The 11,787-nt window shown below is 55.4% G+C and carries 14 protein-coding genes and 1 pseudogene; all 15 read left to right on the top strand.

The features are described 5' to 3' along the window. A pseudogene (locus F3I20_RS23315) lies at positions 1-374 on the top strand (hypothetical protein); the annotation flags it as partial. Then, positions 358-975, top strand: a complete 618-nt coding sequence (locus F3I20_RS23310) for a methyltransferase domain-containing protein (protein WP_150059938.1) — start codon at positions 358-360, stop codon at positions 973-975. The pseudogene F3I20_RS23315 and the gene F3I20_RS23310, both read left to right, overlap by 17 nt. A 48-nt stretch (positions 976-1,023) precedes the next feature. Beyond that, positions 1,024-1,239, top strand: a complete 216-nt coding sequence (locus F3I20_RS23305; RefSeq protein WP_370659719.1) for a DUF826 domain-containing protein — start codon at positions 1,024-1,026, stop codon at positions 1,237-1,239. Between the two features lie 343 nt (positions 1,240-1,582). Next, positions 1,583-2,383: a ParB/Srx family N-terminal domain-containing protein gene (locus tag F3I20_RS23300; protein WP_150038755.1), complete on the top strand. Its 801-nt coding sequence runs from the start codon at positions 1,583-1,585 to the stop codon at positions 2,381-2,383. Further along, positions 2,376-3,233: a GREB1-related protein gene (locus F3I20_RS23295; protein ID WP_150038745.1), complete on the top strand. Its 858-nt coding sequence runs from the start codon at positions 2,376-2,378 to the stop codon at positions 3,231-3,233. The genes F3I20_RS23300 and F3I20_RS23295 overlap by 8 nt, the downstream gene beginning before the upstream one ends. Positions 3,234-3,236: 3 nt before the next feature. Then, positions 3,237-3,494 (top strand): hypothetical protein, encoded by a 258-nt coding sequence (locus F3I20_RS23290; RefSeq protein ID WP_150038747.1) that lies wholly within the window; start codon positions 3,237-3,239, stop codon positions 3,492-3,494. Next, a complete protein-coding gene (locus F3I20_RS23285) occupies positions 3,494-4,603 on the top strand; it encodes a terminase small subunit (protein WP_150038749.1) in 1,110 nt (369 codons plus the stop codon). The genes F3I20_RS23290 and F3I20_RS23285 overlap by 1 nt, the downstream gene beginning before the upstream one ends. After that, the gene (locus F3I20_RS23280) at positions 4,581-5,888 is read left to right on the top strand and encodes a terminase large subunit domain-containing protein (RefSeq protein WP_150038751.1); all 1,308 of its coding nucleotides are present in this window, start codon (positions 4,581-4,583) and stop codon (positions 5,886-5,888) included. The genes F3I20_RS23285 and F3I20_RS23280 overlap by 23 nt, the downstream gene beginning before the upstream one ends. Next, positions 5,888-7,297 carry a DUF4055 domain-containing protein gene (locus F3I20_RS23275; RefSeq protein ID WP_150038753.1) on the top strand — a complete coding sequence of 470 codons (1,410 nt, stop codon included), beginning with the start codon at positions 5,888-5,890 and terminating at the stop codon, positions 7,295-7,297. Before F3I20_RS23280 ends, F3I20_RS23275 begins: the two co-directional genes overlap by 1 nt. Beyond that, on the top strand, positions 7,284-8,399 hold the full coding sequence (locus F3I20_RS23270) for a structural protein (protein WP_150059937.1): 1,116 nt from the start codon (positions 7,284-7,286) through the stop codon (positions 8,397-8,399). The genes F3I20_RS23275 and F3I20_RS23270 overlap by 14 nt, the downstream gene beginning before the upstream one ends. A gap of 86 nt (positions 8,400-8,485) precedes the next feature. Further along, entirely contained in the window at positions 8,486-9,280 is a 795-nt protein-coding gene (locus tag F3I20_RS23265) for a hypothetical protein (RefSeq protein ID WP_150038805.1), read from the top strand. Between the two features lie 12 nt (positions 9,281-9,292). Beyond that, the gene (locus tag F3I20_RS23260) at positions 9,293-10,246 is read left to right on the top strand and encodes a major capsid protein (protein ID WP_150038803.1); all 954 of its coding nucleotides are present in this window, start codon (positions 9,293-9,295) and stop codon (positions 10,244-10,246) included. Between the two features lie 41 nt (positions 10,247-10,287). Continuing rightward, positions 10,288-10,761, top strand: a complete 474-nt coding sequence (locus F3I20_RS23255; protein WP_150038801.1) for a DnaT-like ssDNA-binding protein — start codon at positions 10,288-10,290, stop codon at positions 10,759-10,761. Continuing rightward, positions 10,761-11,360, top strand: a complete 600-nt coding sequence (locus tag F3I20_RS23250; protein WP_150038799.1) for a hypothetical protein — start codon at positions 10,761-10,763, stop codon at positions 11,358-11,360. The genes F3I20_RS23255 and F3I20_RS23250 overlap by 1 nt, the downstream gene beginning before the upstream one ends. After that, on the top strand, positions 11,357-11,707 hold the full coding sequence (locus tag F3I20_RS23245) for a hypothetical protein (protein ID WP_150059936.1): 351 nt from the start codon (positions 11,357-11,359) through the stop codon (positions 11,705-11,707). The genes F3I20_RS23250 and F3I20_RS23245 overlap by 4 nt, the downstream gene beginning before the upstream one ends. Positions 11,708-11,787: the final 80 nt, after the last annotated feature.

The following is an 11,787-nucleotide window of genomic DNA, read 5'->3' as shown; positions in this document are numbered from 1 at the left end:
TGGCTGACACCGTGCCGGGCGTAGAGTGGGTTGTGGGTGAAGAGCCCGAAGCCGATCTGAAACTCCACCATGGTGAAATGACGCTGACTCAGCTGTGCAGTCTCTATGCGCATGCTGCCTGCGTGGTAAGTCCGGTAGGTTTCTCGGTCCCGATGGCCATCGCATATAACACACCGCTGTTTGTAGTGGCAGGCGGTCGGGGAGGGCATAACGCCCCGGAGATTATTACCGATCCGGCGATGGACCTGTCGCGCGTACGCTGGGCGCTGCCCGATAACTACTGCCGCTGCACCCGCGCAGATCACGACTGCGACCGGCGCATCAGCAATTTCGATACTCTTTTCAGCGAGTGGCTGCATGAAATCGTTCTCTGACGAACTGAAAACCGGGCTGGTCTGGCTGCCCGCGCTGGGCATGGGCTATTACCCGGTACCGAAAAACCGCCCATACGATGAAGGCTACTTTGCCCGGTACCAGAAGATGGCTGACACCCCGATGGGCCGCGAACTGACGCAGGCGCGCATCCGGCTGGTGGCGCGTCACTATGATGGTCCGCTGGTGGATGTGGGTATCGGTGCCGGTCAGTTCGTCGGGACCCGCCCCAATACCCGCGGCTATGACGTAAACCCTGCCGGTGTTGCCTGGCTGAACCAGCGAGGCCTGTGGGCCGATTTGTACGCAGATCGGTATCCGGCGCTGAGCATGTGGGACAGCCTGGAGCACATCGACCGCCCGGATGTTGCCGTGGCAAAGGCTGAGAAGTGGGTATTTGTTTCGGTACCGATTTTTGCTGATGGTGACGCCATCCTGACTTCACGTCACTTCCGAAAGGATGAGCATATCTGGTACTGGACCCATAACGGTCTGCTGCGCTGGTTCGACGGCCAGGGCTTTGACTGCATTGAGCACAACACCATGGAAACCAAACTCGGCAGAGAAGGCATAGGCAGTTACGCCTTCCGCCGCCGTACCTGACCCCGCCCGATAAGCGGGGTTTTTTATACCCTCAGCATGGACACAACCATGTGGATCACACAGTGGCTCTTCAGCCATAACCAACAGGAGGCAGCAATGCCGGAAGTAAAAGATATCGTCACCGATGACCTGGTGAAAAAAGCCCTGAAGTCTGACGCGGTCATCACCGCAGTGAAAACCCAGATCAAAGCTGATCTGGATACCCAGATTGACGCCGCCGTGGATACAGCGCTGGTGGATATTCTGGGCGGTGATGCTGAGTAATCAGCACAGGGCCGCTCTGCGGGGCGGTCCGATGATGATTATTTCAACCCCGGCGGGCGGTGGGGTCAATAACACCCGCAGTCTGTAACAGCAACCGCCTTAGCTCCGCGAGCAGAAAGGGTGCCGGGTGCAGACGGACGGTCGGGAAAGACCGGCGACATATAAAGGAGGAAAAAACACTGCCAGTTTTTCGGACGAGGCAGTGTTTTTATTTTCGAAGGTGGGCGACCGCCAGCAGGTGCAACTGCTGGCAGCCATTCATACCCATCCAGCTGTCATGATGAGTACAAACCGAGGCCCAGCTCGCTCTCGAGAGCAGGCCAATAGTATTGGATCCTCTGAAATGACGACAGAAAAAAATAAACTTCCGCTCTCGGTTGTTTACAAACCACTCAGTTCACTGCTGGCTTACGCGCGTAATGCCCGGACCCACTCCGCTGAACAGGTCAGCCAGATAGTAGCCAGCATGAGGGAGTACGGCTGGACAAATCCGGTTTTAACGGATGAGAAGGGAGAAGTGATAGCGGGTCATGGCAGGTTGCTGGCAGCAGAGCAGCTCAGTATTGATGAAGTACCTACGATCACCCTGTCCGGACTGAGTGAGCAGCAGAAAAAAGCATATCGCCTGGCGGACAATAAATTGTCGCTTAATGCGGGATGGGATACTGAACTGCTTAAGCTGGAGTTTGCTGATCTTCTGGACAGTGAGTTTGATATCAGCCTGACGGGCTTCAGTCTGGAGGAAATTGATGATCTGCTGCGTGAGCCAGACACGCCGGAAAATAAGGAGCCTTATACCGCGAAAATCGACACGCCGGTATATGAGCCCTCAGATGTTGTTCCTGAAATCACAGAATTATACGATCAGGGGAAGACGGCAGAGCTTAAAAGCAGAATTGAAGCGGCCGGACTGCCGGCAGCGGTAGAAACATTTCTGATATGCGCGGCAGAGCGCCATACGGTATTTCATTTTAACAGGATTGCCGATTACTACGCTTCAGCCGATGCTGAGATCCAGGCGCTGTTTGAAGAATCAGCGCTGGTCATCATTGATTATGAAAAAGCGATAGAGCATGGCTTTGTCCACCTGACTAAACAGATGGTGGAAATTGTGCACGGCCAGAAGGAGGATGATTATGCGTGATGATTTCTGCGCCTTCATCCTCAGCAACGGACGTCCGGACAAAGTATGCACCTACAGCCTGTTGAAAAAGGCCGGTTACAGCGGCAGGGTTTTCATTGTCATCGATGATGAAGACAAGACGCAGGATCAGTATCGGGAATTGTTCGGTGACAGGGTGCTGACCTTCTCAAAAAGCGACATCGCAAAGCGTTTCGATGAAGCTGATAATTTTGGTGACCGGCGCTCCATTTTTTATGCCCGTAATGCCTGTTTTGATTTGGCTGAAAAAGTTGGCTGTAAATACTTTATCGAGCTGGACGACGATTACACGGAGTTTCAGTTCAGGGTGGGAAAAAATCTGGAGCCTGGCTATTGCCTGATATCCGATCTTGATGCCGTTCTGGATGCGATGCTCCGGTATTACGAATCCATCCCGGCAAAGACCATCGCTATGGCGCAGGGTGGTGATTTTCTGGGTAATTCCGGCAATGCTTCCTGGCTGAAACGTAAAGCCATGAACAGCCTGATTTGTTCAACAGACAGGCCGTTTGAGTTTGTTGGCCGAATCAATGAGGACGTCAACACCTATACGCTGCTTGGACGCCGGGGTGAGTTGTTCCTGACTATCGGGGCTGTGCAGCTGCTTCAGAAGCAGACGCAATCCAGCAGTGGCGGCATGACCGAGCTTTATCTGGCATCCGGGACTTACGTAAAAAGCTTTTACTCGGTTATGTATGCCCCGTCGTGCGTAAAGATTTCTCTGATGGGACTTGCCCATAAACGTCTACATCACAGAATCAGCTGGAACAACACCGCAGTAAAAATCCTCAATGAGCGTCATAAAAAAATCACCTCAGAAAACCGGGGGTGACAAATGCTCCCTTATTCCAAAATTGAATCCCTTGCTGCCTGCAGGATGAGTGAGCAACAGATTGCTGACGTTCTCGATATCGATCTTGCTGTATTAAAAAAGCAACAGGACAAGATAGCTGAATTCAGGGAAGCGGTGCGAAAAGGAAGGGCAAAGGGGGAGGCTGAAATACGGACCGCCTTATACCGGAAAGCAAAGGCAGGGGATGCTCAGGCATTTCGGGAACTTTTAAGGCGGGAGAAACAACAGGACAGTGACTGATGAGCAAGCCGGATGAGAAGGCCATCGAGCGTGATTATCGTGCTGGCGTGCTTTCTCAACAGGGTGTTGCTGATAAGTACGGTATCACGTTGAAAGCCCTGCGCTATATGGCCCAGAAAAATGGTTGGGTTCGATTAAAAGCGCTGAAGGGCAAAGGAAAAAAGCAGGGGCAAAAAACAGGGGCAAAAAAAAACTTTGCCCCTTGCGCAGAAAGCCGGTCTGAAGCAGCGCCGGACCTGACGACATTGAACGAGGGCGAGGGGCATAAATCACTAAGGTCAGATCCGAAAAGATCTCCTTTTTGCCCCGAACTTACGGACAAAGAGAAACTGTTCGTTTCCTACTACCTGGAATGCCGGAATAAATACGAGGCATACAAAAAGTCAGGCTATACCGGAAGTGATCGTAATGCGCGGTTGCTGTATCGCAAACCAGCGGTAGCGAGGGCGATTAACCAGCGCATCGGACAGCTGAGTGAGCAGGCGATATTAAACGCTCAGGATATCCTCAGGCACTGGCATGAAATAGCGATTGCAGATCCTGGTGAGATATCCCAGCTGCGCCGTGTCTGCTGCCGACACTGCTGGGGAGAGAATTTTCTATATCAGTGGCGGGATATTGAGGAATTCGACAAAGCAGCGGAAAAAGCCTCGAAGGAGAGCAAACCCCAGCCTGAGTACGGCGGCCTGGGATTTATTCAGAATGACGACCCAAACCCTGATTGCCCTAAATGCGCAGGGGAGGGCATTGAAGATGTTTATCTGGCAGATACCCGCGACATAACAGGCCCATCACGCCGACTCATTGCTGGAGTAAAAAAATCAAAATTCGGCATTGAAATAATAATGCGAGATCAGGATGCAGCCCTGAAAAATCTGGCGGCATTCCACCAACTGGCGGTCAGTGAGCAGGAACGGGAGCTGCGATTACTCAAAGCTGAGCAGACGCGCCTGGCGAACGAAAAACTACAGGCCGAAATTGAGGCTCTGAGAAAACAACTGGCCGCGAAAAATGAGGAGGATGAGGAGCCTTTGCCGGTAGCGATAAACATTAACGTCGTGGATGCACGGATGAGGAGTGATGACGATGGGGACCTCACCGACACTTAATATTCCACAGGCGCGATTTCTTGCTATGCCTCATAAGTTCAGGGCTTACGTTGCCGGGTTTGGCTCCGGTAAAACGTGGGTGGGATGTGGGGGTATCTGTAAAGAGATGTGGGAGCATCCGCGGATCAACCAAGGATATTTCGCGCCAACTTATCCGCAGATCCGCGACATTTTCTATCCGACGGTTGAGGAAGTTGCCTTTGACTGGGGGATGCGCGTTGAAATTAATGAAAGTAATAAAGAAGTGCATTTTTACGTCGGTAAGCAGTATCGCGGTACGACCATCTGCCGATCCATGGAAAAGCCCCAGACGATCGTGGGTTTCAAAATTGGTAATGCGCTTATCGATGAGCTGGACGTTATGCCTGCAAAAAAGGCGGAATTAGCCTGGCGAAAAATCATTGCACGCATGCGTTATAAATTGCCTGGGCTGCGGAACGGGATTGACGTAACGACAACGCCTGAGGGCTTTAAATTTGTTTATCAGCAATTTTTAAAGGCTGTACGTAATAAACCCTCGCTGACAACATTGTACGGGCTTGTGCAGGCTTCGACGTTTGATAACGAGAAAAATCTGCCGCCGGACTATATCCCCTCGCTGATGGAATCGTACCCGCCAGAACTTATCAAGGCATATCTGCGCGGACTTTTTACCAACCTGACCAGCGGCACCATTTATCATCAGTTTGATCGAAGACTGAATAACTGCACTGAGCAGGAGCAGCCTGGTGAACCACTTTATATCGGCATGGATTTCAATGTCGGGAAAATGGCAGGTATCGTCCACGTTCTTCGCCTGGGGTTGCCGTACGCAGTAAGTGAAATCATTAATGCTTACGATACACCGGATATGATCCGCATAATTAAAGAGCGTTTCTGGCTTTATGACGGCGACGACTACCGGAAGGTGCGGGAAATATATATCTACCCCGATGCGTCAGGTGACTCACGTAAATCGAGTAATGCCAGCGCAACAGACATTGCCCAGCTTAAGCAGGCAGGTTTTAACATCGTGGTGAATGCCTCAAATCCGCCGGTTAAGGATCGCATTAATGCCATGAACGCGATGCTATGCAACGGCAATGGCGAACGTCGCTATAAGGTAAACGTAAAGCGCTGCCCGGTTTACACCGAGTCGCTGGAGCAGCAGGTATGGGGTGACAACGGCGAGCCGGACAAAAAGTCTGGCAATGACCATCCCAATGATGCTGGTGGTTATTACATTGTGAAGCAATTTCCAATTATTAAACCTGCCTTCTCCATCTCTCTGGACACGACCTTCTGATGAGTGAAAATTTCGATATTACCTTTGTCCGCCCGGAGCACAGGGCGGCGATGCCGCTGTGGAAAATGATCCGTGACGTCTGTCGCGGAGCTGATGCGGTTAAAAGCGCCGGGCACGACTATCTGCCCCGGCTGGATCCGACCGATCGTTCAGCCCGTAACCGCCGTCGAAATGAAGATTATCTGGCGAGGGCTGTTTTTTATCCCATCACCGGCAACACCAAAATCGGCATGCTGGGCATGGCGTTTCGTAAGGTGCCCACCCTTAATGCGCCGGATAAGCTGGCCTGCCTGCTGAATAATGCGGACGGGGCCGGTACCAGCATCTATCAGCAGTCGCAGGTGGTGCTGGAAAATATTCTTGAGGCAGGCCGTGAAGGGCTCTTTGCTGATTATTCAGCGGCAGATCAGCGCCCGATTATCGTAGGGTACCGGGCAGAGGACATCGTCAACTGGCGCACACAGACCCTGAATGGTCAGACGCGGCTGGTGCTGGTGGTGCTGCGCGAGATAACCGAGGAGCCGGACGGTTACGGGTTTAAGCTGCGTGTGCAGTACCGTGAGCTGGCGCTGGAAAGCGGGGCGTTTGTCTGCCGGGTCTGGAAGCGTACCGGTCCGGATGAAACCGGGCCTTACGCGATCGCCGAAGAGACCACGCCGCGCGCTTTTGCCTCGTCCGGCCCATGGGATGAGATCCCGTTCGCCTTTGTGGGTGCCCAGAACAATGATCCGACCCTCGATGAGCCGCCGCTTGCCGCGCTGGCTGAAATTAACCTCGGTCACTACCGCAACAGCGCCGACTACGAGGACAGCGTCTGGTTCTGCGGACAGGTTCAGCCGTGGATGTCGGGCCTTGATACCGAGTGGCGCGATCACCTGGAAAAAACGGGGGTGAAAGTCGGCTCAAGGAATCCGCTGATGCTGCCTAAAGACGGCGCATTTGCGTATGCCCAGGCACAGCCAAACATGCTGGCCAAAGAGGCGATGGACAGCAAACGCGACTATATGGTGGCGTTAGGCGCACGGCTGATTGAGCAGAACAGCGCGATCAAAACCGCCACGCAGGCCAGCAGTGAGCAGACCGCCGCCACATCTTTGCTGAGCATCTGTGTGGCCAACGTCTCGGAAGCCTATACCCGCGTGCTGAACTGGTGTGCCCGTTATGCCGGTGATGCGTCAGGCGGCTGGAGCTATACGCTGAATCAGGAGTTCATCGCCCGCGTGGCCGATTCCGGCATGGTTACGGCGATTGTCAGCGCCTGGCAGTCGGGTGCCATGCGCGATGCCGATCTGGTTCGTACCTTCCAGAAGCTGGACATTATCGATCCGGCTGTCGATCCGGACGATGTTATCCAGGCGCTGAAGGATAAACCCCCGACGTTTACCGGACTAAATAATGGCGACGATTAATGAAGGATTTCGCGATGAGCTGATCGCCCACCGGGTGCACCTGACGCGCTATGAGGCGGGCGTGGTCAGCAAGCTGGTGGCGGCGCTCAGCACCGATGATGCGGAACTGGCGGCCAGGCTGCTGGTGGCGCTGGAGGATGTGCCCGCCGGTGCGGTGTCGGTGAAAAAACTGACACAGGTACTGGCCCCGGTCAGGGACATCAACCGCAAAGCGGTGACCCGCTTTTTTGGTGAGCTCGGTCAGGTGCTGAAGGACTTTACGGAATATGAGGCCGGGTCTGGTTTCGACCTGATGAAGTCACTGCTGCCGGAGGTGGTCGGCGAACGCGGATTGCTGAAAAAGATTGACGCCGGGCAGGCCTACGTGCGAACGGTGACCGAACCCTTTCACGGTTACGCCCTGAAAGGCTGGACCGACAAGCTCGAAGCTGACCGCTTCGCGCGTATCGTGAACACGGTTCGCACCGGGCTGGGCAGCGGGATTGCGCCGGATGAAATAGTGAAAAGCGTGCGCGGCACAAAGGCCCGCAACTGGCAGGACGGTGCGCTGAATAAAAGTCGCGCCAACGCCTCGGCCATTGGCTACAGCACGCTGGCGCATGCGGCGCAGGTGGTACGCGAGCAGACGGCGGCGGCAAACGATCATCTGATTAAGGCCAAACAGTGGCTGTCCACCCTGGACAATAAAACCTCGCCGCCGTGCCGCATCCGCGATGCGCTGCAGTACACCCCGGATAATCAGCCCATAAAGCACGGTATCCCGTGGGGTGACGGACCGGGGCGGCTGCATTTTCACTGCCGCTCAACGTACACGCTGATTTTCAGAAGCTGGCAGGACATGGGGTTGCTGCCTGATGACCTCACCAGTGCTGAAAAAGAGCGCATGAACGGTGAGGTACCTGCGGCCAGCACCTATCCGGAGTGGATTTCCCGCCAGCGCGCCAGCCGGCAGGATGACATCCTCGGACCCGTGCGCGGAAAGCTGCTGCGCAGCGGCGGCCTGAAACTCACCTCCTTTTATACCGAAGCCGGGCGGTGGCTGACGCTGGACGAACTGCGCCAGCGGGATGCTGCAGCGTTTAAGCGCGCTGGTCTGGAATAACATCTTTATAACGAACAACAGCCCTGGCTAAGCCGGGGCTTTTTTATGGGCGAAACCCGTTAACTGACAAATCCCGAGGGGAAAACATGCTCTTCAGAAATATGTTCCTGAAATATTATGCGGCGGCTGGTGAAGGTGGTGATGCTGGTACATCTGGCGGAGCGCCGTCAGGCGGCGATCCTGAGATCACCCCGGAAATTCAGCAGCTGATTGACCAGCGTATCAATAGCGCCGTGACCGGACTCAAAGCCAAAAACGATCAGTTGCTGGGTACCATTAAGCAGCAGAAGGAAAATCTGGCACGTTTTGACGGTATCGATCCGGAAGTGGTGAAAACCATCCTTCAGCGTTTTTCCGACGACGAGGAGGCGAAGCTGATCGCCGAAGGGAAAATTGATGACGTGCTGAACAAACGCACCGAGCGTCTGCGCGCTGATGTCGATAAGCAAATCAAAGCTGCCAATGAACGTGCCGAAAAGGCCGAGGCATTCACGAAAAAGTTCAGCGATCGGGTGCTGGGCGATGCCATCCGCAGTGCGGCACTGAAAGCCGGTGCGCTGCCGGGCGCGGCAGACGACATCATTCTGCGCGCCCGCGGTACTTTCACCCTGAATGATGACGGCGAGGCCGTGGCAGTGGATGGTGAAGGCAATCCGGTGCTGGGTAAGGACGGCAAAACGCCGCTGACGCCGCTGGAATGGGCCGAATCCCTGAAAGAATCCGCACCGCACCTGTTCCCGCAGGCTGAGGGCACCGGCGCAGGCGGTCACCGTTCCGGCGCAGGCGGTGCGCTTAAGCGTTCTTCCATGACCTCTCAGCAGAAAGCTGACTATATCCGCAAACATGGCCAGCAGGCCTTTTTGCGCCTTCCAAAAGAATAAGGACTGAAATCCATGTCAACGACAACCAATGCCGACATGATCATTTACGACGACCTGGCGCAGACCGCGTTTCTGGAGCGTCGTCAGGACAACCTCAACGTGTTTAATGCCGCCTCGAACGGCGCGATCATCCTTGATAACGAACTGATTGAAGGCGATTTCAGAAAGCGCGCCTTTTATCAGGTGGGCGGCTCGATTGAGTTCCGCGACGTTGAATCCACCAAAACTATCGAAGGACAGAAGATTGGTGCCGGCGAAGCGATCGGCGTGAAAACGCCCTGGAAATATGGCCCCTACACCACGACTGAAGAAGCGTTTAAGCGCCGCGGTCGTGATGTAAGTGAGTTTTCTGAAGTGGTGGGCACTGATGCCGCTGATGCCTCACTGGAAGGATACATCAGCTATGCCGTTAAGGCGCTGGTGGCCGCTATCGGGAACAACAACGACATGCAGGTGAGTGCCGACATTGCCACCGACGGCAAGAAAACGCTGACCCGCGGCCTGCGGAAGTATGGCGACAAGTTCAACCGCGTGTCGCTGTTCGTCATGCACTCCGCAACCTACTTCGATATTGTTGATCAGGCCATTGATAACAAGCTGTATGAAGAGGCGGGCGTGGTGGTTTATGGCGGTCAGCCGGGCACCCTGGGCAAGCCTGTGCTGGTCACCGACCGCTGTCCGGCAGATTCCATCCTGGGTCTGGTACCCAACGCGGTGAAAATCACCGAGTCGCAGGCCCCGGGTTTCCGCTCCTATCCGATTAACGATCAGGAGAACCTGGCAATCGGCTACCGTGCCGAAGGCGTGGTGAATATCGACCTGCTTGGCTACAGCTGGGCGACGGCAAAGGGGGCGAATCCCGACATCACCAAAATCGGTACCAAAGGCAACTGGACGAAGCACTTCAAGGAGAACAAGTCGACGGCGGGTGTGCTGATCAACGTTGGCGGTCAGACGTCAAGTTAATCACTCAGGGGCTCCGGCCCCTTTTTTCATGGAGTGCAGGTATGGATATCAATACCGATCCCGCCTCAGCTGATTTTAACAGTTACGGCAGCGTGGATGATCTGACGGCGTTTGCCACCTCGCGCGGACATGACGTGCCCGATGACGATCAGTGCCCGGCGCTGCTGTTTCAGGCGATGGATTATCTGAACGGGCTGAACTGGCTGGGCGTGCGCGCTGATCCGGATCAGCCGCTGCCGTGGCCGCGCTGCGGCATTTACCTGAATGACAGTCCGTTAAAACCTGACGTCATTCCGCGCCAGCTGGTGCAGGCGCAGTGCCGCCTCGCGCTTGCAGCGCAGGACGGCGAGCTGGACGGCACGCTCACGCGCGGCGTCACGATGGAAATGGCCGGTAAGGTCAGCCTGCAGTATTCCGGCGAGGCGGACAGCGGGGCGGTGATCTTTCCCTGGCTCTCCGGCCTGCTGCGCGGTCTTTTGTCCGTTGCCATTAACACATTTGCTGAGAGGGCGTGATGATGGGTGACAGACCGGACACCGCGAAGGTGAAAGCCCTGCTGCACAGTATGGTGACGCTGAAGCAGGCGGGCGTGAAGGTGGGGATCCCGAAGGAGAATAACCCGCGCAAGGACGGGCTGCCGCTGGGTAACGCCGGGCTGATGCAGCTGCACGAGTACGGCGGCGACGTGCATATCCCTGAACACACCGTCAGCATCACGCGCCGCATCCGTGCTGACGGCACGTTTGCGTACAGCGGGCAGTTCCGCAAAAACGGCAACTTTCAGACCTTCCATCAGGTGCCAGCGCACACGGTGCGTATTCCTGAACGCTCAATCTTTCGTTACACCTTCCACCAGAACGATTATTTCCGTAAGGAGATGGCCGTGCGCGCCACGGCGGTGCTGAACGGCACCATTACGGTGGATGAGGCGATGACGCTGGTGGGCAGCCGGGTGCGGCGAAAGCTTCGCGCGTCATTTGCAGACGGGCACCTGAAGCCAAATGAAGACTGGGCCATCAGAGAGAAAGGCGGAAAAGATGAACCGCTTATCGCTTCACGCGACATGTACGAGTCCATCACCTTCATTACCGACACGGGAGGCACCAGCAAATGAGGCCGAACGTCCGCCGGGTGGTGACCGGGCGCATGAGCCGGAAATTTACGGTTACGCATCCGGCCACCAGTGACTGGCAGCCCGCAGGTGTCAGTAACAACCGCGGGGTGATTTATCCCGCCGATACGGACGCGCTGCAGTTTGCGCCCGAGGGCACCCGTCTGCACGATGCCATCGTGGTGCTGGCCGCAAAGCGCATGGCGTTCGGTGACGTGGTGGCCTGGCACGATGAGCGCTGGCGCATCACACACCTACAGGACTTTTCTGACTATGGCTATTACTACGCGGTCGCGGTTCGTACTGCAGAGCCTGCTGGCCCCGATAGCGGCGGCTTTGCAGACGCCTGATAAAACGGTAACGGTGGTGCTGGCCGACACGGGTAAGCGTGCACCTGATACCAGTTTCATCACCCTGCGTGAAATCTCCG

It is taken from the genome of Candidatus Pantoea gossypiicola (assembly GCF_008632075.1).
GTDB classification, from domain to species: domain Bacteria; phylum Pseudomonadota; class Gammaproteobacteria; order Enterobacterales; family Enterobacteriaceae; genus Pantoea; species Pantoea gossypiicola.
This window is presented reverse-complemented; position numbering and strand designations above follow the sequence as displayed.